Annotated in this window: 24 protein-coding genes and 1 tRNA gene; 13 read left to right on the forward strand and 12 right to left on the reverse strand. The window is 46.7% G+C overall.

What is annotated here, in order from left to right; genetic code table 11:
* Positions 1–40 precede the first annotated feature (40 nt).
* Genes RE469_07540 through RE469_07570 form a run of 7 tightly spaced genes read right to left on the reverse strand, consistent with a single transcriptional unit; the run spans position 41 to position 6,052 of the window.
* A complete protein-coding gene (locus RE469_07540) occupies positions 41–754 on the reverse strand; it encodes an indole-3-glycerol-phosphate synthase TrpC (GenBank protein ID WMT44051.1) in 714 nt (237 codons plus the stop codon).
* On the reverse strand, positions 751–1,314 hold the full coding sequence (locus RE469_07545) for an aminodeoxychorismate/anthranilate synthase component II (GenBank protein WMT44052.1): 564 nt from the start codon (positions 1,312–1,314) through the stop codon (positions 751–753). The genes RE469_07540 and RE469_07545 overlap by 4 nt, the downstream gene beginning before the upstream one ends.
* Positions 1,311–2,501 carry an anthranilate synthase component I family protein gene (locus RE469_07550; protein ID WMT44053.1) on the reverse strand — a complete coding sequence of 397 codons (1,191 nt, stop codon included), beginning with the start codon at positions 2,499–2,501 and terminating at the stop codon, positions 1,311–1,313. Before RE469_07550 ends, RE469_07545 begins: the two co-directional genes overlap by 4 nt.
* Positions 2,470–3,096 (reverse strand): hypothetical protein, encoded by a 627-nt coding sequence (locus RE469_07555; GenBank protein WMT44054.1) that lies wholly within the window; start codon positions 3,094–3,096, stop codon positions 2,470–2,472. Before RE469_07555 ends, RE469_07550 begins: the two co-directional genes overlap by 32 nt.
* Entirely contained in the window at positions 3,089–4,048 is a 960-nt protein-coding gene (gene trpD / locus RE469_07560) for an anthranilate phosphoribosyltransferase (protein ID WMT44055.1), read from the reverse strand. The genes RE469_07555 and trpD overlap by 8 nt, the downstream gene beginning before the upstream one ends.
* 7 nt (positions 4,049–4,055) lie before the next feature.
* Positions 4,056–4,802, reverse strand: coding sequence for a tryptophan synthase subunit alpha (locus RE469_07565; protein WMT44056.1), 747 nt, complete (start codon positions 4,800–4,802; stop codon positions 4,056–4,058).
* Positions 4,799–6,052, reverse strand: coding sequence for a TrpB-like pyridoxal phosphate-dependent enzyme (locus RE469_07570; protein ID WMT44057.1), 1,254 nt, complete (start codon positions 6,050–6,052; stop codon positions 4,799–4,801). Before RE469_07570 ends, RE469_07565 begins: the two co-directional genes overlap by 4 nt.
* Before the next feature lie 186 nt (positions 6,053–6,238).
* On the opposite strand from RE469_07570, the gene RE469_07575 reads away from it, so the two are divergent.
* The 3 genes from RE469_07575 (at position 6,239) to RE469_07585 (ending at position 8,066) form a co-directional block, all read left to right on the forward strand.
* The gene (locus RE469_07575; GenBank protein WMT44058.1) at positions 6,239–7,210 is read left to right on the forward strand and encodes an ROK family protein; all 972 of its coding nucleotides are present in this window, start codon (positions 6,239–6,241) and stop codon (positions 7,208–7,210) included.
* 108 nt (positions 7,211–7,318) lie between these two features.
* Positions 7,319–7,693: a ferredoxin family protein gene (locus RE469_07580; protein ID WMT44059.1), complete on the forward strand. Its 375-nt coding sequence runs from the start codon at positions 7,319–7,321 to the stop codon at positions 7,691–7,693.
* The gene (locus RE469_07585) at positions 7,680–8,066 is read left to right on the forward strand and encodes a ferredoxin family protein (protein WMT44060.1); all 387 of its coding nucleotides are present in this window, start codon (positions 7,680–7,682) and stop codon (positions 8,064–8,066) included. Before RE469_07580 ends, RE469_07585 begins: the two co-directional genes overlap by 14 nt.
* Before the next feature lie 192 nt (positions 8,067–8,258).
* On the opposite strand, the gene RE469_07590 is transcribed toward RE469_07585, so the two are convergent.
* On the reverse strand, positions 8,259–9,161 hold the full coding sequence (locus tag RE469_07590) for an NAD-dependent epimerase/dehydratase family protein (GenBank protein WMT44061.1): 903 nt from the start codon (positions 9,159–9,161) through the stop codon (positions 8,259–8,261).
* Between the two features lie 83 nt (positions 9,162–9,244).
* Positions 9,245–9,318 (reverse strand) — tRNA-Thr (locus RE469_07595).
* Between the two features lie 185 nt (positions 9,319–9,503).
* On the opposite strand from RE469_07595, the gene RE469_07600 reads away from it, so the two are divergent.
* Genes RE469_07600 through RE469_07610 form a run of 3 tightly spaced genes read left to right on the forward strand, consistent with a single transcriptional unit; the run spans position 9,504 to position 12,608 of the window.
* On the forward strand, positions 9,504–11,612 hold the full coding sequence (locus RE469_07600; GenBank protein WMT44062.1) for a minichromosome maintenance protein MCM: 2,109 nt from the start codon (positions 9,504–9,506) through the stop codon (positions 11,610–11,612).
* Between the two features lie 2 nt (positions 11,613–11,614).
* Complete coding sequence (locus RE469_07605) at positions 11,615–11,917, forward strand: DUF424 family protein (GenBank protein ID WMT45651.1); 303 nt, start codon at positions 11,615–11,617, stop codon at positions 11,915–11,917.
* A 1-nt stretch (position 11,918) separates the two neighbouring features.
* Positions 11,919–12,608 (forward strand): class I SAM-dependent methyltransferase, encoded by a 690-nt coding sequence (locus tag RE469_07610; protein ID WMT44063.1) that lies wholly within the window; start codon positions 11,919–11,921, stop codon positions 12,606–12,608.
* Positions 12,609–12,650: 42 nt separating this feature from the next.
* On the opposite strand, the gene RE469_07615 is transcribed toward RE469_07610, so the two are convergent.
* Entirely contained in the window at positions 12,651–13,928 is a 1,278-nt protein-coding gene (locus RE469_07615) for a nodulation protein NfeD (GenBank protein ID WMT44064.1), read from the reverse strand.
* 212 nt (positions 13,929–14,140) lie between these two features.
* On the opposite strand from RE469_07615, the gene aspS reads away from it, so the two are divergent.
* From aspS to RE469_07630, 3 genes are all read left to right on the forward strand, one after another.
* Positions 14,141–15,430 (forward strand): aspartate--tRNA(Asn) ligase, encoded by a 1,290-nt coding sequence (gene aspS, locus RE469_07620; GenBank protein WMT44065.1) that lies wholly within the window; start codon positions 14,141–14,143, stop codon positions 15,428–15,430.
* 267 nt (positions 15,431–15,697) lie between these two features.
* Positions 15,698–16,036 carry a tRNA-binding protein gene (locus tag RE469_07625; GenBank protein WMT44066.1) on the forward strand — a complete coding sequence of 113 codons (339 nt, stop codon included), beginning with the start codon at positions 15,698–15,700 and terminating at the stop codon, positions 16,034–16,036.
* 53 nt (positions 16,037–16,089) lie between these two features.
* The gene (locus RE469_07630; GenBank protein WMT44067.1) at positions 16,090–17,061 is read left to right on the forward strand and encodes a 3-hydroxyacyl-CoA dehydrogenase family protein; all 972 of its coding nucleotides are present in this window, start codon (positions 16,090–16,092) and stop codon (positions 17,059–17,061) included.
* A gap of 2 nt (positions 17,062–17,063) precedes the next feature.
* Here the strand turns inward: RE469_07630 and RE469_07635 are convergent, their stop codons facing one another.
* Both RE469_07635 and RE469_07640 read right to left on the reverse strand, forming a co-directional pair.
* On the reverse strand, positions 17,064–17,351 hold the full coding sequence (locus RE469_07635; GenBank protein WMT44068.1) for a hypothetical protein: 288 nt from the start codon (positions 17,349–17,351) through the stop codon (positions 17,064–17,066).
* Between the two features lie 125 nt (positions 17,352–17,476).
* Positions 17,477–17,962, reverse strand: coding sequence for a multiprotein bridging factor aMBF1 (locus tag RE469_07640; GenBank protein WMT44069.1), 486 nt, complete (start codon positions 17,960–17,962; stop codon positions 17,477–17,479).
* Positions 17,963–18,143: 181 nt separating this feature from the next.
* On the opposite strand from RE469_07640, the gene RE469_07645 reads away from it, so the two are divergent.
* The 4 genes from RE469_07645 to alaS all read left to right on the forward strand — a co-directional run bounded on the left by RE469_07645 (position 18,144) and on the right by alaS (position 23,539).
* Positions 18,144–18,788, forward strand: coding sequence for a fibrillarin-like rRNA/tRNA 2'-O-methyltransferase (locus tag RE469_07645; protein ID WMT44070.1), 645 nt, complete (start codon positions 18,144–18,146; stop codon positions 18,786–18,788).
* A 135-nt stretch (positions 18,789–18,923) separates the two neighbouring features.
* A complete protein-coding gene (locus tag RE469_07650) occupies positions 18,924–19,991 on the forward strand; it encodes a transposase (protein ID WMT44071.1) in 1,068 nt (355 codons plus the stop codon).
* 53 nt (positions 19,992–20,044) lie between these two features.
* Positions 20,045–20,797, forward strand: a complete 753-nt coding sequence (locus tag RE469_07655; protein WMT44072.1) for a methyltransferase domain-containing protein — start codon at positions 20,045–20,047, stop codon at positions 20,795–20,797.
* A 27-nt stretch (positions 20,798–20,824) separates the two neighbouring features.
* The gene (gene alaS / locus RE469_07660) at positions 20,825–23,539 is read left to right on the forward strand and encodes an alanine--tRNA ligase (protein WMT44073.1); all 2,715 of its coding nucleotides are present in this window, start codon (positions 20,825–20,827) and stop codon (positions 23,537–23,539) included.
* Position 23,540: the final 1 nt, after the last annotated feature.

Here is a 23,540-nt window from a genome sequence, read left to right on the forward strand (position 1 = left end):
AATTATCCTGCCGGCATCATGGCAGAGGCATGGTGATTCGTCAAATATTATCCGTCAGGACCGATGTTCCTATGAGGAAACCAGCAAATGCAGATAGTTCAGCACTGTTAAGTAATGAAGAATCAAGGCCGCTTTCAAGGATAATGTCAACATGATGTTCCCGTAGGTAATCGTTCACAACTCTATCCTGGGGGTCCATTCTCAGGCTCCTGAGGTCGCGCCTGTTGTATCCATATACGACTCCATCCATGGGCTCTATTTCAGATAGAAACCGCAGATCGTGGAATTCAATCAGAACTTCCATCCCGTAGTTCCGTGCCGTACAGGCGAGCTCTTCCACCGCATGTGGAGGCAGAAAGTCCATTATGAGGAGAATGGCATCACTTCCAGCATTGTATGCATTCTCCACCATTACGGGGGTGGAAATAAAATCCTTGTCAAGAATGGGCAGATTGAATTCCTGGCATATGCTCAGATCCTCATAGGAACCATTAAAGTAATCAGGTTCAGTGAGAATGCTCATGCCTGCCGTTCTGGCATCAATTTTACTCCTGAAATAGTCATGTACAGAGGGGTACCTGTCATTCAGGAAACCCGACGGGGAGCGCCTTTTGAACTCCTTTATAATGCCAGGTTTTCCATGGGCCTTTATTCGATGGAGCTCTCCAATCAGGCTAATAGTGTCTCTTGTTCTGGAATATGGAAAGCGGGGTCTTCCCGGGTTGTCCATGTAGATTTTTTCAACAGTGTTCATGCGGAAAGGAACTCCCTGATTATCATGTCTCCAAACTCAGAATAATGGCTTTCAGGGTGGAACTGCACCCCATAAATTCTATCATCCTTTGAATGGAATGCCATTATTGTACCATCTGTTTCGGATACTGCATCCACGGTTATTGCGCTTGAGGGAGTTATGGCAAGTGAGTGGTATCTCACCGCGTGAAAGTCGCCGTTTATTGCCTTCAGGATTCCACCTCCCAGGTTAGAAATGGTGTCAACCTCGCCATGGTAAAGTCTGTCTGTCCTGTAAATTCCTGATCCCAGATGAAATCCGAGCAATTGGTGTCCAAAGCATATACCGAGGATCTTTTTGAATTTCGTTCTGGATATGAAATCAAGTGTGCTTCCGCGATCGCCGGGATTGAGCGGGTTTCCAGGACCGGGAGAAATCACCAGGAACTGGAATTTAGCAGCGTATGCCGGATCCGGAAGGCCGTCATTTTCAAAAAGTTCAACTTCTGCCCCCAATCTCCTGATCATATCCACAATGTTGTAGACAAAAGAATCATGGTTGTCGATAACCATCACCTTCATGATTTCACTCCTGAAATTACTGTACCCGCCTTTGCAATGATCTCCTCAACTTCCCTTTCAGGGACAGAATCCTTAACGATTCCTGCACCTGCCTGCGTGTAGGTCATATCATGCGTCCTGAACATCGTCCTTATGCCAAGAGCCATATCGGCACTGTCCAACCCCATGAGGCCAACAGATCCTGCATATCCTCCCCGGGGAACCTCCTCATGGCTGTCTATGATCTCTATGGCCCTCCTTTTTGGTGCACCGCTTACGGTTCCGGCAGGGAATATACTTAGAAGGACATCAAGTGGAGAGACTGTATTTCTGAGTCTTGATTCCACCGTGCTCACAAGATGTATTACCGAAGAAAATTCCTCAGGAACCATGTCGCCTGTAACCTTTATGGTTCCGGGATCGCTGATTCTGGAAAGATCGTTCCTAGCAAGGTCCACAAGCATCCTGTGCTCACAGAGCTCCTTTGTGTCAGCCAGCAACTCCAGTATACTTCCGTTTGAATTCACTTCGCCAGGGGTCCTCTGCCTGGTTCCGGCTATTGGGTTTATGAGCGCGTGTTTCCCATCCTGCCTGTAAACATTCTCCGGGGAGCTTCCCACAACCTCCAGATCACCGAATTTATAATAATACACGTATCGGGATCTGTCATTGACAAGAAGATGCTTCAGAAGCCCGAAGCTGTCCACGGAATCAGGGATGCGGAACTGCTGGGAAATTACTGCCTGTAGAAGTTCCCCCTCCCTTATCCGATTTCGCACATCACCTATGGTTTCTCTGAGTATTCGCCTCTCTCTGTCATCAATCCTTGGCCTTGCACCCCCGATAACCGGAACACCGGAAGGTCTCTCAACCTTTCCTGTATGTACGGAATCTGGAACTATATATGAGAAATAAGGCCAACCGGAAGATTTCCTCAGGCTTATTCCAAAGACTTCCTCCACCATGTCGTATGAAAATATAACGGGAGCAAAATGAGGCGCATTCAGGATGGTGCTATTATGAAGTTCCTCCAGCATCTTCATGAACGTGCTGCCGGGTTTCCCCCTTCCGGATTCAGGTGCAGATGCCGTTGTTATCAGCACTTCTTCCCCGTGCAAACGGTTTTTATCATTGAACCTGCACATATATGCAAAATCCGCATTTCCTGAAAGCAGATCAGGAATCTGTGTATATACGCTGCCTTTCACGGCTCACCACCTCCATGAATTTGTTTATAAGTTCGATATCCTTCTTTCCAGGATAAGATTCGATGGAACTGCTCACATCCAGAAATCCAGGATGCACTTCCATTATGGAGCTTACATTCTCAGGTGAAATTTTCCCAGCCAGACCAATTCTTTCGTGGAATTCTGGCAAGTCCTTTCCCTTTATAATTTCCGCAACTGGAACGCCTGTATCTATGAGGACAAGATCGGCACCGCAACTGATGCGATCTCTGCCAATATTTACCGCAGAGATCACATCCCTTGTCCTCATTACTGATATGATCTTCTTTCCAGTCTTTTCTCTGACTCTTGAGATGTCATCGCACGTATGGTCGAAGTGAAGCTGAACATAGTCCTGCTGGCCATTATTCATCAGAACGCTTTCCATGTCAGTATGCACTGTGGCAACCACAGCTCCTGCATCTTTCAACCTTGGGACTAGATCCATAGTCCCTTTTCTTGGAGAGAGATCAGAAATCACCACCCCAAGTATGGCAGCTCCGGCCCTTAAAGCAGCAATACCGTCATCAATGTTGGTTATTCCGCATATTTTCACGAAAGGGGCACTGTCATGCAAATTCAACAATCCTCCTGAGGTGAGCGTATGCAGCACCTGAGAGAATGCATTCAAGAGCTTTGCTGTACGCGTCGTCAAGGCTGTAATAACCTCTTGCCGCAACAAGAGCTGGTGCTGCATTCAGGGCAATGAATTCGGCTGTGGCCCTCGATTTCCCGGAAAGCCCCTGAACAGTCATGGCAAATGATTTTTCAGGATCAGGTGATTCAATATGTTTTTCATCGGGACTGGTACTCAACAATTTTTCAGGTTCAATGGTGATTTTCCTGATTCCATTAGAATTCACGTGCAGTAGCACGGTTCCGGAAAAGGGTGAAACCTCATCCATGCCGTCATCTGCGTGGAGTGAATACCCTGTCTTTCCTTCTGCCTGAATGAATTCGGCGTAAATTTTCTGGATATTGGTGTCCGCCGCCCCAAGCACCACAGTTTCAGGATCTGCAGGGTTGGTGATGGGCCCCAGATAGTTAAAAACCGTCTTGCGGGCAACAATTTTCCTGGCTGCAGCAAATTTCGCAAAACTGTCGTTGTGAAGAGGAGCAAGCAGGAACGCGAAGTTCAGTGCACTTATTCTGTCCCTTAACCCATCTTCATTAAAGTTGAAATTATAGCCAAGGTACTTCATGAAGTCAGCACTCCCTTTATGGTTTGAAGATCCAAAGTTGCCGTGTTTGACAACCGTGTGTCCCATTGCAGAAACAACAACCGAAGCTGCAGTGCTCACGTTTATGGTGTTTTTCCCATCTCCTCCGGTTCCAACGATATCAATGGCACCGGATATACGTGGAAGAAAGGATCTTTCCCTTACAGCACGGGAGTAGCCTGAAATCTCATAACCGTCAATGAGCTCTGGAATCGCCTCACGCAGGAAATTTGCCTTTTCCTCGTCTGAAGAATTCTCAAGAAGGATTTTCAATCTGGCATACGCCGATGCCATTCGGTCATTGCTCATCTTCCGTTCACCCCTTAACATGATCCTGAACCTCCCTGATCTGCTCCTGAAGCTCCACAAAATCATCAAGCCGGTTTTCCCTGACCATGGGGACAAGAAGTGTGCCTAAGGCCACTCCCTTTGAACCAAGATCCATGATTCTGCCTATCTGGTCCATTGACCGGATACCAAAGCCGAAATTCACTTCCCTGCCAGGCAAAAGCTCAATTATCCTTCTGGAAACCTCCTCAAGATCATATGGAATACGTATGCCTGTGGCCGGCTGAAGGCCGTAATAAATCCATGATTCTGTCATTCTACTGATCCGTTCTATGACTCCATCAGGTGTGGCTGGATTGAAGAACGGTATGAAATCAAGGCTTCCCTGTATCCGGGTTATGACATCTGATGCAATTGCACTATAGTCCACCAGCAGGTCGGGAACAATTACACCGGAAAAACCGGAATCACTGAGATGTGGAATAAAATCTGATGACTGTCTTGCAAGATCTCTGTAATACGTGAGAAGATACGTTCGGACATTTTTTTTTCCAAGTATATCCGCATACTGTTCCAGATGGTCGCTTTGAAAATTCTTCTCAGCAATTTCATGTGTTTCTTTTATTTCCGGTCCGTCGTATCTTGGATCAGATGAAGGGAATCCCACCTCAACATATTTTACAACTGCAGGGTCAACATTCTCTAGAAAGCCACACAGTGTTCCGTGATCCGGGAACGAAGATGTGAAATAAAGTATGGTTGAAGGGCTGTTCATTGGTCATCCCTGAAAATGGACATGTCAAGCAGTCCATGTCCGCTCACATTCACAACGACTGTCTTTCTCTCGTCCTTATGGCTTCTCACGTAATCAATGGCCGTGGCAATGGCATGCCCTGATTCCGGTGCTGCAACGATTCCCTGAGTTCTTGAGAAAATCTTGAGAGCTTCTATGACGCTTTCCTGACTTTCATCGACTGTCTTTATTCTTCCAGTATTGACAAGCATTGAGAGGGACGGGGCAGCGCCGTGGTACCTGAGCCCGCCTGCATATATTTTCTCCGGCATGAAGTCTGCCCCTAGAGAAAACATCTTCACAGATGGCAGGATCCTTGCGGTGTCCACATAATCATATTTATATTCTCCCTTTGTGAATTTAGGGACCTCAGCTGCCGTTGATGCTATCACCTCCACATCCTTGAATTTCTTCATGAGGGGAAATGAGAATCCGCCGAAGTTACTGCCGCCACCAACGCAGCCTATAAGGACATCAGGTTCAGTTCCCATGATCTCAAGTTGTTTTTCCGTTTCCAGACCTATGATGCTCTGGTGCGTCAGCACGGAGTTGAACACACTTCCGACAAGGTATCTGAGATTGTGGTCCAGAGCATATTCAACTGCCTCGCCTATTCCTATTCCCAGTGAACCCGGATGATCCGGATTCTGCTTAAGCATGCTTCTGCCGAATTCCGTTTCGTCAGAAGGGCTTGGAGAAACTTCTCCACCATAAAGCTGCATGATCTTCTTTCTCAGGGGCTTCTGCTGGTAACTTATTCTAACCATGAAGACCTTGGCCTTGATTCCTGCAAATGAAGCAGCAACGCTTGTGGCCGTGCCCCACTGTCCAGCACCGGTCTCGGTTACAACTTTCTCGACACCCTCATTTGCCGCATAGATGGCCTGGGGCACAGCGGTGTTTATCTTGTGCGATCCAGTTATGGTGGCCCCTTCATATTTGTAGAGTATCTTGCCGGAGTAATCCAGATATTTTTCCAATCCTCTTGCCCTTACAAGCGGAGTAGGGCGTCCTGTCTGCTCATATATCTCCCTTACCTCATCTGGAATCTTCAGGAATCTCTGGAATGTGAACTCCTGTTTCAGCACTTCCTTTGGTAGGATGCTGTTCAGAAGTTCTATGGAGGATTTGTTCTTCTCATTGTCAAGGGGTGGCGGAAGCTGTTCCGGAAGATCGGGAACAACATTGTACCATTTTTCTGGGATCAGATCACTTTTCTGTGTTGATAGCATGTAATCTACCATCATTGTATAATATTTAAACATTAATGTTTAGTATAGCTCACTATAGATATTTGTATACCATCAGGTACGATATAAACAATTCCACAGACACTGATTATTTTGCTGCCTGTCATACTTCACTGAATTTTCTCCCCGTATGTCATTCTTTATATTTAGAAAGAAAATCAAGTATGGATGCCCAGAACTATTCTTGGTTATGATGTGGGTGGGACAAAAATTTCAGCCGTGATCGGCGATGAAAATGGCAGGATCATCAAGTCGCTGAGGAAACCGACTGTAAGGCACCTGGGTGGAGGCAGGCTCAAGGAAGATCTCATAAACATGGGCTGGAAGCTGCTGGATGAGGTTGGTGTAAAACAGCCGGATAACATAGGAGTTGTGTTTGCAGGACTGGTGGACAGGGAGAAGGGAATGGTATTATCGTCCCCAAATATTCTGGGCCTCAGAAATTTCCCAATTAGCGAAGCACTTGAGACTGAATTTGGAGTGCCTGTTGATCTTGAAAATGATGCTACAGGAGCAACAATAGCGGAAAGGATGTTCGGCAATGGCAGAGGCATCGATAACTTCGTTTACATGACGCTGAGCACTGGCATCGGCGGCGGGGCATTCCTGAACGGGCAGCTTTACCGTGGTGCACATGGAATGGCGCTGGAGGTTGGCCATATGGTGGTCATGTCCAACGGCCCAGTCTGCGGGTGCGGACGGAGAGGTTGCCTGGAGGCAATTGCAGGTGGCAGGGGAATAGCAAGACGTGTTTCGGAAAACATCACGGCCGTGAAGGAATCTGAACTCTTTTCAAAGGTTAAGCCTTCAGAGATAGATGCGAAGAAGGTCTTTGAGTTCAAGCGAAAAGGCGATATGTTTTCCCAGCTCATAGTAGAGGAGACCATATATTACCTGGCAGTGGGCATTGTAAACATAATCAACATACTGGACCCGGAAGTTCTCATCATAGGTGGTGGCATAGCCAACGCCGGCAATGATCTATTTGGGCCACTGAGAACAGCGGTCAGGGAGGAATTCAAGAGTATGTACAGGCCAGTGAAGATTTTGAGGGGACTGAAGAACGGGCCGGATCTTGCCCCTGTTTCTGTGCCGCTCTTCAACCGGCTTGTTGCGGAAGGAAATCCTGACACGAAATAATTGGTCATTATCACTCCCGATTCAGAAAACCTCTAAGTCTTCACAATTAAAACTTCCGCTTCATGTATTAGTATATGTTAATATATAGATATACAGCATAAATAATGCATGAGTGGCGACGGAACCTGGCACGGAGTTGAAAGGCGCCTTGTTGAATGGTATCCAATTGTTGATGCCCAGAAGTGTGACGGATGTGGAATGTGTCTGCTTACCTGTGGAAATGATGTATATCGGTGGGACCTTCATGCGTCAAAGCCCGTAGTCGTAAATCCCGGAAAATGTGTGATTGGATGCACAACCTGCGGAAAGCTCTGTGACAGGGATGCCATAGCATTTCCAGAGGATCCAAAAAAATTTGTCAGAAACGTAGTGATCAAGTACAAGATTTTCCCCAGGGTTAAGGAAGATCTTGCTGCGAGGCTTGAGAAATTCCCGGAGCACTCTGTTCATCTGGAGGAGGATGTTATAAATGACAAACAGTAATGCAGCAACCCCATTTGCAATATGGCACGGAATGGAAAGGAAGAATATAGACTGGCATCCGACAGTGGACGAGAGCAAGTGTACGGGTTGCGGTCTCTGTGTGGTGACCTGCGGCGAAAAAAGGAACGTATTCGGTTATGATCTGGAAAGGAGCAAGTCGGTAGTCATGTTTCCAGAGAACTGTATGGTTGGATGCAACAACTGTGGAGTTGCCTGCCTCTGGAATGCAATCTCATTCCCTGACCTGTCATACCTGAAAGAAGTTGTGGAGAGAATTCCTGCCGGTCAGGTCCAGAAAGAGTTTCAGAAAAAAATATCAGACAATCCTTCCCTAATTGCAGCTCAGAGCAATGCATCCTTTTCGAAGCTTTAACCGCTTCCCAGAACGGAATAATTCATTGCTCTTCACAGGTATCCCTGGTGGAAAGCCATCCAGATTCATAAATACAATTTACCATATGAATGGCTTCAGTCCAAATTTGTTAGAACCTGGAAGAAAATCCTGCATTGAACGTGGCATCTGGGAACCTGCCTTTTATTTTGGTGTCATTGGTTCAGCATATGTTTATGGGAAAAGCGAATCTGCGTATTCCTGTGAACTGCATTCAATATCAGGTTGTATACGGTAATTTGCCACCTCTTTACTCAACCACTCCTCTGTGCCAGTGAATTTAAACCCCTCATGGTTGGCCTTTTGAGTTGACAGAATAAAGTCCACATCCTTATAGTATCCGGATTTGTCTTGCTCTGATTGTGACTGGAAAGAAACAGTTTTTCCCATGACTTTTCCTATTAAGTTAAGAAAGGTTCGTATGTCGAAACATTCTGCTGATGCGCCATTGTATGGCCATTTCTTATCATGTGTTTCCAGCCATGCCAAAAACCGGCCTGCGTCATCCACCCAGGTAAAGTTTCTTCTGCCGGCTTTTTCGGGTGCCCAGAAAGGTCTGCCCTGTTCTATCCTTCTGAGATGATCCTGAAATCTAAGGGTACTGTCACAGTTGCCCAAAATGCTGGGGAATCTCGCAGATGAAACCGCAAAATCAGCGTTCTGGTATACATAGGCCTCAACATTTCTCTTTCCATCTGAGTAGGATTTTTCGCTCTCTTTATCATCAAATTCATAACTAAAAGGGTCAAATTGATCTTCAGATAATAATCCCGATTTGTCTGAATATACAGCTGCGCTTGAGGTGAATATATACGAATCAGTTTTTCCCGCCATGATATCAGTGAGTTCCTTTACGTCCTTAATCCTGAAAGCCAGCTGATCATAAACTGCATCAAAGTGATCCAAATTTCCAATTGATTCTTTAACGGATAGTGGATTGAATCTGTCAAAATGTAAATATTTTGCCTCACCTGCAAATGATACCTTAGTTTTTCCATTTGAGGCAGCAAAGACCTCATGACCATCATTCAGCAGGTATTTGACAAGGAAACGCCCTATAAATCCAGTTCCGCCCATAACTAGAATCCGAATATAACGCCAGAATAACAGACAGCATTTTTAATTGCCGTGTGGCCCTGCAAATCTTAATACTGCATAAGAGCCGCCGACGGGATTCGATCCCGCGACCTCGTGCTTACCAAGCACGCGCTCTACCAGGCTGAGCTACGACGGCACGGCAATGGTGATGTTTTGGACGGTATATAATTTTTTCAAGACATGATTATGATATTTTCTCCGAGGCAAAAGCCAGCATATGGGGGTTTTGAAACAGGCATATTATGAATTTTTCCGTGCATGGAACCCGAATGCGTTAGCGATTACAAATGTATTTTAGTAAGTTTGAGACTCACCATGTAAATGATTACTTCCCTTATGGATGACCCGGAAAAGATTAAGGCCGGGTGGATGAGGATATTTTCGGAATTCGGGTATCTTGACAGGATAAACAAGCTGAGTGCAATGTATCCGGAGGAAAAATCCTTATACGTATCATTCAGGGACATTTCAGAGTATGGCCGAAGCAATGGCTTTGACCAGGGACTGGCTGAGGATCCGGAGCTTTTCATTTCACTGGGAGAAGACGTCCTGAAGGAAATGATGCGCCATGATCGGGGAAATGTCACAAGAATAAATCTCAGGATCACCGACATTAGCGAGGATCCTGCATTCCGCAAGGAAATCAGGCAGTTGAGGAGTCCGGATATAGGCAAGCTGCTCAGCATAACTGGAATAATAAGGAAAAATACCGAAGTTCTCCCACGGCTCCAGATAGCTGCATTTGAATGCAGCGTATGTGGCGAGATAAATCTCGTTCATCAGGAACGGGGGAAGCTGGATGAACCGCAGGAGTGTCAGGGAAAGCTGGAGAGCGGCCTGGATCATTCCAAGGCAAAATTCAAGTTGAAATCGGATCTTTCTGAGTTTGTTGATACACAAAAGGTGGAGCTCCAGGAAAATCCTGAGACGCTTGAGGGCGGAACCCAGCCCCAGAGAATAGCAGTCATAATGGAAGATGACATCACGGGAAGGCTGTTTCCTGGCGACAGAGTGACAATCGACGGAATCCTCCGTGCAGAGCAGAAGAGAGCCGGAAACATAATGCTCACTGAATATGACATCTTCTTCTACGCTCTTCACTATAAGAAGTCGAAGGAGCTTGAGGAGATCAACATTTCAACTGAAGATGAGGAGAAGATAGTTGAACTGTCACGTACGCCCAATATAATTGATGTTCTGGCCACATCCATTGCACCCACAATATATGGCATGGAAATGGTGAAAACAACACTTGTTCTCCAGATGTTTGGAGGAGTCCGTAAGGTCATGAGGGACGGAACTACCATGAGGGGTGATATCCACATACTTATGGTGGGCGACCCTGGAACAGCCAAGTCCCAGCTTTTGAAGTACATGACAGAGATTTCTCCACGTGGTGTTTTTGCCTTTGGCAGGGGGTCCAGTGCGGCTGGACTTACGGCAGCAGCAGTAAGAGATGACTTCGGAGAAGGCAGATGGACTCTGGAAGCCGGAGCACTGGTGCTTGCAGACAACGGCTTTGCAGCAATCGATGAGCTTGACAAGATGGATGACAAGGATACTGCGGCAATGCACGAAGCCATGGAGCAGCAGACCATAACCATAAGCAAGGCAGGCATAATGGCCACCCTTAAGTCTAGATGTTCTATTCTGGGTGCAGCAAATCCCAAATTCGGGAGATATGATCAGAACAGGCCAATAGTGGACCAGATTGACTTTCCACCGCCCCTTCTCTCAAGGTTTGACGTTATATTCAAGATCATCGACAGGCCAGACAGGAATAATGACGAAAGGCTTGCTGACCACGTACTGAAAGCCCACAGGGTCGGTGAAATTTACCGGAGCCTTGAACTCAATGAGATCTCTGACTTCGAGATACCTGAAGAACAGGGTTTCAAGCCGGCCGTGGAGAAGGAACTCATCAGGAAATATGTTTCATATGCAAGGACCAGGATATTCCCACGGCTTTCAGACGATGCTATCCAGGTTCTAAAGGAAGAATACGTCAAGACAAGGGGAGGTAATCCGGATTCCATACCAATAACAGCCCGGCAGCTGGAATCCACCATCAGGCTGGCAGAGGCAGCTGCCAAGGCCAGGCTTTCCCCCATTGTAACCACAGCAGACGCCCTGCTGGCCAAGAAGATAGTGGACTACTATCTCAAGGACGTTTCAATGAACAATGGTGAACTTGACATAGATATCTTGTATACGGGAACAAGCTCAAAGCAGCGGTCAGATCTGGAGACTGTATTCGACATAATACGGGAAATAAAGAAGGAGAAGAATCAGGCGGACATCGACGATGTTATTGCCATATCAGCATCCAGAGGACTTACCGCAGAAAGAGCAGTGGAGGCGATCGCCAGGCTTAAGAGCGCCGGGCAGATTTACGAGCCATCCTACAGGAAATTAGATGTGATAAGGTGAAGATGGAAATCAACATGAAGATGATCAGTGCACAGGGTGAAGTGCTTCTGGCTGCTGCAGATTCAGACCTGATTGACAGGGATCTCAGGGAGGGGAAGCTTCACCTGAAGGTCATACCGCAATTCTACGGAGAGACAAGGGTGTCGGAGGAAACATTTCTATCGTCAATGGCCATGTGCACAATTGCCAACCTTGTTGGCAAGAAAGTAGTCAATCTTGCCATTCACAACGAGTTTATCGATCCTGAAAACGTGATCTACATCGATGGTGTTCCCCACGCCCAGTTTGCCAAGCTGGTGGAATGACTTGGATCAGAGTGGGAAGAAAGAGGAGCTTGTTGTCCACGTTTTTGAAAGCATACAGGACAGATACGATCTCCTTGACAGCTTCATATCAATGGGGATGGATCAGAGGTGGAGGCGAACCCTTGTATCGGAGCTTGAACTGAAAACGGGCCAGACAGTTCTGGACTGCGGAGCTGGAACAGGCAAGCTGACACATGGAATCCTGCAGGCCTGCCCCTCATGCTCAACCATATCGCTGGACATAACCCAGAGCATGTTCAGGCCATCTTACCTTCCCGAAACAAGGTTCATAACGGCAAGTGCTGAGAACATTCCTCTTGATGACGGTTCCGTGGATGCAGTTGTATCTGCATACCTCACCAGGAACCTTGAGAACCTTGACAGGTATCTTACGGAAGTGAGAAGAGTGCTAAAGCCTGGTGGCATTTTTGCAAATCTTGATATTTACAATCCAAAGACTCCGGGGTTCTCGCTGCTCTTCGGTATCTATTTCTATCATATTGTCCCGATCTTTGGAAACCTTGTGACAAGATCAACATCATACAGCTATCTTGCGGAGTCCGTCAAGAAATTCTATTCTCCAGAGGTGGTCAGGCAGAAAATAGAGAATGCAGGCCTTACCATTAAAAAATACAGAACAATGATGCTTGGTGCAATAGCACTCCACGTGGCAGTTAAAGCTCTCCAATGAGTGATCACATTTTCACACTGGCATTATCTGCAGGGGAAATGTCTACTGCTTTTTCACTAGAAGGGTCAGGCCGTCCCTTGCAACTATTATGACCTTCTGTCCCTCCTCGATACTGGTGCCGTCCACACTTCTAGCTTCCCACTGTATGCCCTCATAGGATACCCATCCCTGCGGGTTCAACTGCTTCTTTACCAGTGCGGTCTTTCCTATAAGTGCTTCAGCTCCAGTGTATTTTGAAGCCTTGAGTGAAATTGCTATCCTCCTGATCAACAGCCCAACTATCACTGCCAGAATTGCAACCAGCACAGCGGCAAGGTAGAAATCTGTTCCAATTGGTGACGGCGAATAGCCCGGGTTGCTGGAAAGATATGGCGAAGCAAGCATGAATGTTCCGACAAGAGATACGGCAACGCCTGATACCAGAGCTATGCCGTGCCCTGTTTTTGCCTCCAGGAATATGAGCACAGCCCCCATCAGCAATATTATGATACCTATCAAAGACGCACTCACCAGTTCTGCCCCAACCAGACCGAGACCTATAAATATTATGCCTATGACACTCAGGGCCACAGTCCCATGATACAGATCAGCCAGGATTGCTATGGCACCAATGAGGATCATGATGCCGTCCACCGTTGTATTGCTCAGGAAACTGAGAAAATTGTCATAGAAAGAAGGATTCAAAGTATAGGGGTGGTACAGGGTGAGGTTAAGTGTTCCCATGAGATCTGTGAGATTGTTGGAAAGCCCGGTGATCACACCATATGACATCGCCTCAGATGCGGTGTATGCAACGTCTTCATATACCATGTTCAGGACAGCGGAAACGTTCCTGCCATGTGCCTGTGCCATTGAAGCCATGAGGCTGGCCATCGCACTCTCTGTGTGATTCTGTTCCAGTGAAGTGCCACCGACAACGATTGGAGTGGATGGCCCGATGTAGGAACCGGGGCCCATGTAGATTCCGGTGGATGCCATGGCTATATATGATCCGGCGGATGCTCCATTGGAATCCGCAGGAATATATGTAAAAACAGGTATGCCCCGTGATTCGGTGGCATTTATTGCGCTGACCATGTCCAGCATGTTTTCCAGTATTCCGCCGGGTGTATTCATGTCAATGATAACGGCAGCTGTGGTTGAGGATGTTAATGCTGAAAGAGAACCGGCAAGAAACTGGTCCGAGCCTGCATCAATTGCCTCGTGCAGATTAAGTATTACCACAGATTTTCCAGTGGATGCCGTGGAGTGGGAAGACAAGACCAGCAGCATTGAAACTGCCACCAGCACTATGGCCAGAGTTGTGAGCATCTTCCGCATATACAGTTAGTAGAGTGAATCTCTATAATTATATTTCCAGAAGATGATATTCGGAATTCCGGGAGTTTTCTGATGGAAAATTTCAGGTACTGTACAGAACCTGCCGTGAGCCCAATTCCTATCTTCCGTTCATGTATGGAATGGATCGGCAAGTCAAGAAGTGTTCATGAAATTCCGTAAAGAATTTTATGCATCCATAAGATAAGCATCGGATGGAAAGAATTTACATTCGGGATCTCAGGCACTCAATGGATAACTCAGAAGTTGAGCTCAATGGCTGGATTCAGGAAGTCAGGAAGCTCAAGAAGATTTCATTCTTAATACTGCGTGACAGCACAGGAACCGTTCAGGTAACTCTTAAGCCGGAGAATATTCCAGACATTGACATCATTACTGGAGTCAACCGGGAATCCGTTATATCTGTGCGAGGTACAGTCACAAAGGAAGGCGTTGCCAAGTCCGGCATAGAAGTTGTTGCAAAATCAGTGAAGATTCTGAATCAGGCGGGAACTCCTCTTCCTCTTGGAATTACTGACCCGGTGGAAGCTGACTTTGATACAAGGCTGAACAACAGATTTCTGGATCTGAGGAAACCAGACAAGCACCTGATTTTCAGGGTCGAGAGCTCCCTTCTCTGGGGCATCAGAAAATTCCTTATGTCAAAGGATTTCATCGAGGTACATACACCTAAAATCGTGGCAGCCGCCACGGAAGGTGGCGCCGATCTTTTCAGGGTACAGTATTTTGAAAAGAATGCCTACCTGAACCAGAGTCCGCAGCTTTACAAGGAGATACTGATCTCAGGCGGGATAGATCGGGTTTTTGAGGTTGGGCCGGCTTTTCGGGCAGAGGAGCATAACACAGTAAGGCATCTGAACGAGTTCACTTCTGTGGATATCGAGATGGCTTTCTCGGATCATAACGATGCCATGAGGATGCTTGAAAATGCAGTAAGATCCGGAATTCAGGAAGTTGTGGATAAAAATATTGAGTCCCTTGAACTCCATGGCATACATCTGAAGGTTCCGGATGTACCGTTTCCCAGGATCACATACAGGGACTGCATTTCAATTCTGGAGAAAGAGGGACAGTCAGTCACATTCGGCGAGGACTTCACTCCAGAGCAGCTCAGGGAAATAGGAAAGAAATTCCCGGATTTCTATTTTATCACAGAATGGCCGTCATCTGTCAGGCCTTTCTATACCATGCCAAAGCCGGGGGATGATGAGGTCACCAACTCTTATGATCTGCAGTTCGGAGAGAAGGAGATAACTTCAGGAGCACAGAGAGTCCATGATCCTGATTTACTAGAAAAGAGGTTCAGGCAGAAAGGCCTGGATCCTTCTGCCTTTGAATTCTATATAAAGGCTTTCAAATATGGCATGCCACCACACGCAGGCTGGGGACTGGGACTGGAAAGGCTCAGCATGATCATACTGAACCTCCCCAACATACGTGAGGTTACTCTATTTCCTAGGGATAGAACGAGAATTGTCCCCTGATTCCTTTCTTTTCCTCCCATCGTCACCAAAAGCTACTTGATCCATCTCTTCATAGCTGGCTATTTCCAGGTCATCTCTTAGAAATTTTTTCTTGGACATCAATGACCAATTAATACATTTAAAAAGCGATATTTAAACATTTCTTATGTGTAATAGAATAAAACCATGATTGAATAGTCTGCTGGCTGAAGTAATGTGAAATCAAATGCTGCTTCGTGGCGATGCAACCATATTATAGGTTGAATCCAATATTCGTGTGGTGACGAAATGTCGGAGATGATTACTTATTCTGATTTCGAAAAGGTCGATATAAGGGCTGGAAGAATAATTTCCGCTGAACCTTTTCCTGAGGCAAAGAAGCCAGCAATCAGGCTCACAATAGATTTTGGCAGCCTGGGGTTGAAGAAGTCCAGTGCCCAGATTACCATGCACTATGTTCCAGAATCACTGGTAGGAAAGACTGTGATAGCAGTTGTTAATTTCCCACCGAAACAGATAGCCAACTTCATTTCTGAGGTACTGGTTCTGGGGCTCCCCGACAGCAAAGGCAATACTGTCCTCGTCTTCCCAGATAAGGACGTTGAACCCGGTGCAAAACTTCACTGACGCCAGACCTTTGACCTGTGAAAATTCCATATTCGTGCATCGAATATCCTGGCATGAAATCAGATGGAAGTATCAGCCGCATAGGAGTTGTGGGTGCCGGTAACATGGGGGCATCAATTGCCGAGGTTATGGCCTTCAACGGGTATGATGTTGTCATGAAGGACCAGAACGACGAGCTTATACAGCGGGGTATGAAGAAGATCAGGGACATTGTATCATCACAGGTCAGATATCAGGAAGGCAGGTATAAGAAAGAGGCGGACAGGATCAGGCTGCTTGGAATAGAACTCACGCATGATCAGGAAGATGTGCTGAAACAGAAAATGAGGCCAGAATTTACAGAAACAGAAGCAGAGAAGGTTCTGTCAAGAATCCACACAACTGTTGACTATTCCGAGATGTCTAATGTCGACTTTGTCATAGAGGCTGCATTCGAAAATCTTGACGTGAAAAGAGACATTTTTAGATCACTTTCATCAGTGGTGGGCGAGAATACAATCCTTGCATCCAACACATCTTCCCTTAGCATAACTGCAATAGCTTCAGGCACGGGAAATCCTTCAAGGGTCATAATTACACACTTCTTCAATCCTCCATTCACTCTTCCACTTGTGGAGGTGGTAAAAGGGCTGAAAACTTCATATGAGACAGAGAAGAGAACAATGGAATTCATTGGGGGATTGCACAACCACAGGAAACAGATGGTTCCAATTTCGGTTAAGGAGAATCCCGGATTCGTGGTGAACAGGATGCTGGTCCCCATGCTGAATGAGGCCGTTTTCCTGATGCAGGAGGGCGTAGCTTCTGCGCGGGATATCGACACTGCCATGAAACTGGGTGCAGGTATGCCCATGGGGCCACTTGAACTGCTGGACATGGTTGGACTGGACGTTACCCTGGACGTATGCAACGTACTGCAGCATGATTTCGGGGACCAGAAATACAGGCCATCCGTGCTTCTGCAAAAGATGGTGGAAGCTGGCCTTTTCGGTAAAAAATCAGGTGAGGGCTTCTACAAATACTGACCTCATTTTACCTGCTTCACGTCTTTCAGTTGCTTGTTAAGCAGAACAACTGTGGGGCTAACAACATATTTTGACTTGGATATTCTGGCGATTGAAATGAGGGCGGTCTTGTTTCTGTTGTTCCTGAATATGCTCCTTATCTCGTGGATCATGGTCTTGTTCACTGACAATTCCACGTAGATCGGGTTTCCCATGTGGTACCACGTGGCTATTATGGAACCACTTTCCGTGTTTTCCACATCCTCCCGGTCCACTTCAAAATCAAACCTTTGCCCAACTTCTATTTTCAAATCAGCTACCTGTTAGCATAGAAAAAAACTTGTTATTTAAGCTTTTTCTGTATGGGGTCCGTCAGAAAGTTGTTAAATATGGAATGGAAACCACACCATATAAGCAAAAGCAGGGAATTTCGCATTTACTCTTCCTTTTCCACCAGCGTTATTCCAAGAACCTTTTCAAGTTTCCTGGCGACCTTGATTTCAGGAAGAAGGTCTCCGCGTTCCATGCTTGAAAGCACATTTTTCCGCTCAAGGATCTTTGCTGCAAGCTCATCCTGTGTCATGTTCAGCTTCTCCCTGGCCTCCTTTATGAGTTCGCCATAATCCTGGACAACGGTGAGGCTGTCGATGTTGTCCCGGGTTCGTCTCCGGGATGTTGGCTTTGCTGGAGGGACAATAATCCGTTTCTGGTTGATCTTTATGGTTGCGATTGGTTCTTCTGCAGCAGGTTTGCTGAAGCTGGTCCTGATACTTTCTGCAGGGGTGCCAAATTTAGCGCAAGCATCGCACACATTCAGGATTGCACCATCTATTCTCACCTTTGTCAGGTGGGGCACATTCTTTCCGCACATTTCGCAGTCCATGCTTTCCTTATTGGAACCGGGAATAAAAACATGATTCATTAATGGCACTGCCTCTTTCAAACTGGCAAAATAACACCTGTCAGGGATGGAAAATATGACATAGATGAAACCCATGCACATGGGCTGACATCCGGTTCCTTCGGAGATACAACAATGCAACTGTTGGCGATTAAACCAGAGCGTGCCGAATGGGATGGATTCAGCAGAGATATGATGCATATTGAACACTCTGCCCATTGGGGTTGTTAAGCAGAAGAATTCGCTATACACAGTTTCACGAAGCAATAGGCCTGTTTATGGAGAAAAGATCAGAAAGATTGAAGTGGGGTATCTTCGTGAGTGGAACCCAAAAAGGAGTAAGCTGGCGGCAGCCATAGTGAAGCGTATCACAACTGTTCCTCTGAGGCAGAATTCCAATGTGCTGTATCTCGGTGCAGCGTCAGGAACAACGGTCAGCCACATCTCGGACATATGCAGCAGCGGAAGAGTGTATGCCATTGAGAAAGCCTACGATCCTTTTGTTCAGCTTCTCGATCTTTCACAGCAGAGGGACAATATATACCCAATAATCGAGGATGCCGGGCAGGTCGATCGTTTCAGGTTTTTCATTGATCGGGTGGACATGATATACCAGGACATTGCCCAGCGCAACCAGGTCCAGATATTCAACAGCAATGCAGCAGCATTTACAGATGCCAAAGATGCCCTGCTTGTCCTGAAGATAAGGGCAATTTCAAGCAAAGGGCATGAGAGGGACATACTGCAGGAGGCAACTTCAAGGATTGAGGGTTTCAGGGTGCTGGAAACGGTGGATCTGTCGCCATTTTCAAAATCAAATTACATGTTAAGGCTCAAGAGGCTGTGACCAGCCATTGCCAGAATTATCCCGGCAATCCGGCTTGGAAATGGTATTCACGATCTCCAGTCGCAAGGAAGCCCACCTCTTCAGATGTGGGAGGAATTGCGACACTCTTATATATTGAGTGTATATATCAATATTGTGCTTAAGACCCTTCAGATAAAACTGCTTCCCGATGATAAACAGCAGGGAGCATTGGTTGATACCTTCATCAAATTCAACAGTGCCTGCAACTTTGTTTCCAGGATAGCGTTTGAAGGGAAACTGTATAACAAGGTTATTCTCCAGAAAATCACGTACAGGGACATCAGGGAGAGGTTCGGTCTTGCTGCACAGCTTGCCATCAGGGTCATAGCAAAGGTTGTTGAAACCTATAAGGCTGATAAGACGTCTTTCCATGAGTTCAGGGATTTTGGTTCCATTGTATATGATCAGAGGATACTGAGCTTCAAGGGTGTTGATGAGGTGAGCATCAGTACTACCAGTGGAAGGGTAAGAGTACCCATAACCATTGGAAAATATGGTGAAATACCTTTTGAAAGGATCAGGGGTCAGTGTGATCTCATAAGGAAAAACAAAATGTTCTACCTCATGGTTGCCGTTGAAGTTCCTGAAGAACCCATCATCAAACCGAAGGACATCATGGGAGTTGACATGGGCATCGTCAATATTGCGGTGGATTCTACCGGGAAGTACTATTCCGGTGATGAGATCAATGAGGTCAGGGAACACAATGCTGATCTCCGTTCCAGGCTGCAATCTGTGGAGACCAAATCCGCAAAACGCCATCTGAAGAAACTCTCCGGAAAGGAGGGCAGGTTCGCCAGAACCACCAACCACATAATATCTAAAGAGATCGTTCAGAAAGCCAAAGGCACCTCTTCTGCGATTGCCATTGAAAACCTCAGTGGCATAAGAATGAGGACAACCGTTAGGAAAGGCAACAGGTACATCCATAATTCGTGGGCTTTCAACCAGCTCCGGTCGTTCATTGAATACAGGGCAAGGGAAGCAGGAATCCCTGTCATTGTTGTGGACCCACACAACACCAGCAGGGAATGTCCCCATTGCCATGCCATAAGCAGGAAGAACAGGCTGGAACAATCCAGGTTCAAATGTATTTCCTGTGGGTTTGAGGGAGAAGCGGATTTCATCGCCTCCCTCAACATCAGGAACAGGGCTGCTGTCAGCCAGCCTATTGTAGCCTGATAAGAGTTACAAGCCAACATGCTTTAGCAGTTGGTAGTTGACCATCGAATAAGATGTCCGATTTCAGGGAATTCTTTTCAGTAAATGCCCGGGAATATTCAAAGAGCAAATCCCACAGCCAGGGATCCGACCTGGTTGTCCTGATGAATATGCTTCAACCGAGGCCGGATATGAATTGCCTGGACATGGCTCCAGGAACAGGCTTCACAGCCATGGAACTTGCCAGAAAGTGTGGCAAGGTCACTGCCGTTGATGCAACTGAAGAGATGCTTTCTGAGGTAGTCAAGAATGCAACAGAGGCCGGATATACCGGAATTGAGTTTATGGAAAGAATGGTGGAAAGCACCGGGCTTGAATCAGGGTTATATGATGTAGTAACATGCAGGAGGGCAGCCCACCATTTCTCTGATAAAGGAGCCTTCCTGTGGGAAGTGATGCGTGTCCTGAAACCCGGCGGCAAACTGGGGCTTGTGGATATGGTGGTGCCTGAGGCAGATAATTCAGACCTACTCAACAGAATTGAAAGGATAAGGGGTCCCTCCCATGTCGGTGCCGAAAAAATTTCAAACTGGATACATTTTGTTTCAGCGGCAGGATTCAGGATCATTGAGACCAGGGAAACTCAGGAGGAATACAGCGTGGAAGCATGGATGGCGCCAGCGTCGACCAGCGGGGAAGCTTTCAAACAGGTGAAGCAGGTCCTCGAAACTGCCACCGGAGACGATCTGAAGGGTGCTGGAATCAGTTCAGACAGAAAAAAGATAAACAAGCACAGGATGATTTTGATAGCTGAAAAGCCAAGTTAATATCTTGTTGTATTCTTTCCCACTGAAATGAGTGATAACGGCGTTGAAAAAAAGACTGGAGAGCTTGATCTTCAATTCTTCGAAAGTGTTGGTTTCACAAAACGGAAATGCATCAAGTGTGGCTCATTTTACTGGAGTTCCGATCCAGAACGAAAGACATGCGGAGATCCACCATGCGATTCCTATTCATTCATAGGCAACAGTCCGGTCCTGAAACCTTATTCTCTCAAGGAAATGAGAGAGGCATTCCTGTCTTTCTTCAAGGGAACACATCATATTGTTGACCCGTACCCGGTGGTTCCAAGATGGCGGGACGACGTTCTTCTCGTTAATGCCTCCATCTACGATTTCCAACCACATGTAACATCTGGAAGGGTGAAGCCTCCGGGTAACCCCCTCACAATGTCGCAGCCGTCAATAAGAATGACTGATACCGATCTTGTTGGGGAGACCGGCAGGCATCTGACGTGCTTTGAGATGCTTTGCCACGATGCTTTCAATTACCCGGACAGTTATGTTTACTGGAAAGAGGAGACTGTGAAATATTGCTATGATTTTCTCAATTCAAGGCTGGGGGTGGACGGTATGCTCATAACTTTCAAGGAGAAACCCTGGTCAGGTGGCGGAAATGGAGGCAATGCTTTCGAAGTGTTTGTCAGGGGTCTTGAGGTTGCCACTCTCGTATTCATGGATCTTCGTGAAGACGAAAGCGGGGAATTCGAGATCGATGGCAAGCACTACTCCAGAATGGAGATGAAGATTGTGGATACGGGGTACGGCCTGGAGAGGTTGACCTGGCTTTCACAGGCCACTCCCACAGTCTACCAGGCAGTGATGCCAGAAGTTGTCCAGGAAATAGTTAACAGGAGCAGGGACGGAAAAATGGACAATACTGTGCTTTCCATACTTTCTGCTGCCGCTGTTCAGGAAGAACCATTCAACAGATCCAGGATGATCGAGAGATCTATGGAGATCTTGAAATCCTCAAAGAAAACAGTCACACGGGAGGAACTGGATCGTATTTTTGAATACACAAAGTCCGTCTTCACCCTTGCTGATCATTCAAAAACTCTCATGGTTCTGTTCTCGGATTTCGTTATACCTTCCAACGTTAAGGTTGGATACCTTGCCAGGCTGCTCATAAGGAGATCAATGCGGGCCATCAAGGATCTGCAGGCGGACCTTAATCTGGTAAATCTGATTGACATGCACTGGAAATCACTTGCAGAGATCTTTCCAGGATATTCCAGTGCATTTGCATCCGAAGCTCTCAGAATAGAGGAGGCAAAGTTCACTGAAAACGAGAGAAAGTCGCAGCCAACGGTGCTTCGCATGTTTGACAGGAAGAGGGCCCTTACAGCGGACGATCTCGTCACGCTCTACGATTCATATGGCATAGTTCCTGAAGAGGCCGTATCAATTGTGGCAAAGGAACGGGGTGTGTCAGTTGAGATTCCCGAAGATTTCAACTCTCTCGTGGTCAAGAGGCACGAAACCGCAAAGGCCGAAATGGCACCGGCGGACAGTTTCCCGGATATATACACGAGGCCCCTGTATTATGACGATCCAACAATGCAGGAGTTCAATGCCGTGGTTCTTTACTCAAGGGGAAATGACATAATTACAAATCAGACTGCCTTCTATCCCGAAGGCGGAGGCCAGCCCTTTGATCTTGGATACTTCACATATAAAGGCCATAATGTTGATGTCACTGCAGTTCACAGGCACAGGCAGGCAGTCGTTCATACCATTTCTTCAGCAATCCCTGAGAAATCAAGGATAATCGGCCATATCGACTACGTGCGGAGGAGAAGGCTGATGGTCCACCATTCCGCCACTCACCTTCTACTGGGCGTATTGAGAGAGGTTCTCGGAAACCATGTATGGCAGAGCGGTGTCCAGAAGGGTACCGAAAGATCAAGGCTTGACATCACACATTTCAAACGCCTGACACCTGAAGAAATAAAAGAAGTAGAAAGAAGATGCCTGCTTCATATAACTGAAAACCGGCCCATAACCGTCAGGAACATTGAATGGAATACCGCGCTTTCAAAATACGGATTCAGACTGTTTGAGGGAGGCGTTCCCGAAGGCCGCGAAATCCGTGTGGTTGAGATTCAGGGAGTGGATGCAGAAGGCTGTGGAGGTACCCACCTTCGATCAACAGGGGAGATCGGCTTCCTGAAAATACTCAGGGTGGAGACCCTGCAGGAGGGCATCCAGAGGATAATATTCGCTGCTGGGGACGCAGCCTTGGAATTTGTGCAGGAAATGTATGAATCCGAGCTTTATCTGGAAACAATGCTGTCTGTAAAGCCGGAAGATCTGTCCACGTCTGTTGAGAGGCTATTCCGGGAGAACCTTTCTCTCAAGAAGGAAAGGGACAGGCACATAAAGGAAGAGGTGGACAGGATAATCTCAGAAGGATCTTCCGTCTCGTCCGCCGGGGATATTGTGTTACTTTTGCATCAGGTATCCGACCCGGATGTGCTCAAGGCTCTGGTGGCTGCAATATTTTCAAGGAAGATAAGAACAGCTGTGGTGCCATATGGAAATGCGAATGCCCTAGAAGTGCGCATAATATCAGACGGAAACGAGGGTGCAAGGCTCCTTGCTGTGGAAATCGTTAAGCATCTTTCCGGAAAAATTGCAGGATCCGGCAGGCATATAACCATAACTGGAATTTCTTGGTTCCCAGATGAAAAATTAATAAGCCGGATTTTAGATGAGAAGCACAGCTGAA

This window comes from Cuniculiplasma divulgatum, from assembly GCA_031200235.1.
GTDB lineage: Archaea > Thermoplasmatota > Thermoplasmata > Thermoplasmatales > Thermoplasmataceae > UBA509.

Excerpts from the sequence above, each read along its gene's own strand:
- RE469_07570 (WMT44057.1), bottom strand. The coding sequence starts at position 6,052 with ATGCTATCAACACAGAAAAGTGATCTGATCCCAGAAAAATGGTACAAT.
- aspS (WMT44065.1), top strand. The coding sequence starts at position 14,141 with ATGGAAAGAATTTACATTCGGGATCTCAGGCACTCAATGGATAACTCA.
- trpD (WMT44055.1), bottom strand. The coding sequence starts at position 4,048 with ATGAGCAATGACCGAATGGCATCGGCGTATGCCAGATTGAAAATCCTT.
- RE469_07640 (WMT44069.1), bottom strand. The coding sequence starts at position 17,962 with ATGAATCATGTTTTTATTCCCGGTTCCAATAAGGAAAGCATGGACTGC.
- RE469_07615 (WMT44064.1), bottom strand. The coding sequence starts at position 13,928 with ATGCGGAAGATGCTCACAACTCTGGCCATAGTGCTGGTGGCAGTTTCA.
- RE469_07600 (WMT44062.1), top strand. The coding sequence starts at position 9,504 with ATGATTACTTCCCTTATGGATGACCCGGAAAAGATTAAGGCCGGGTGG.
- RE469_07625 (WMT44066.1), top strand. The coding sequence starts at position 15,698 with ATGTCGGAGATGATTACTTATTCTGATTTCGAAAAGGTCGATATAAGG.
- RE469_07545 (WMT44052.1), bottom strand. The coding sequence starts at position 1,314 with ATGAAGGTGATGGTTATCGACAACCATGATTCTTTTGTCTACAACATT.
- RE469_07575 (WMT44058.1), top strand. The coding sequence starts at position 6,239 with ATGCCCAGAACTATTCTTGGTTATGATGTGGGTGGGACAAAAATTTCA.
- alaS (WMT44073.1), top strand. The coding sequence starts at position 20,825 with ATGAGTGATAACGGCGTTGAAAAAAAGACTGGAGAGCTTGATCTTCAA.
- RE469_07655 (WMT44072.1), top strand. The coding sequence starts at position 20,045 with ATGTCCGATTTCAGGGAATTCTTTTCAGTAAATGCCCGGGAATATTCA.
- RE469_07540 (WMT44051.1), bottom strand. The coding sequence starts at position 754 with ATGAACACTGTTGAAAAAATCTACATGGACAACCCGGGAAGACCCCGC.
- RE469_07565 (WMT44056.1), bottom strand. The coding sequence starts at position 4,802 with ATGAACAGCCCTTCAACCATACTTTATTTCACATCTTCGTTCCCGGAT.
- RE469_07605 (WMT45651.1), top strand. The coding sequence starts at position 11,615 with ATGGAAATCAACATGAAGATGATCAGTGCACAGGGTGAAGTGCTTCTG.
- RE469_07630 (WMT44067.1), top strand. The coding sequence starts at position 16,090 with ATGAAATCAGATGGAAGTATCAGCCGCATAGGAGTTGTGGGTGCCGGT.
- RE469_07590 (WMT44061.1), bottom strand. The coding sequence starts at position 9,161 with ATGGGCGGAACTGGATTTATAGGGCGTTTCCTTGTCAAATACCTGCTG.
- RE469_07585 (WMT44060.1), top strand. The coding sequence starts at position 7,680 with ATGACAAACAGTAATGCAGCAACCCCATTTGCAATATGGCACGGAATG.
- RE469_07580 (WMT44059.1), top strand. The coding sequence starts at position 7,319 with ATGAGTGGCGACGGAACCTGGCACGGAGTTGAAAGGCGCCTTGTTGAA.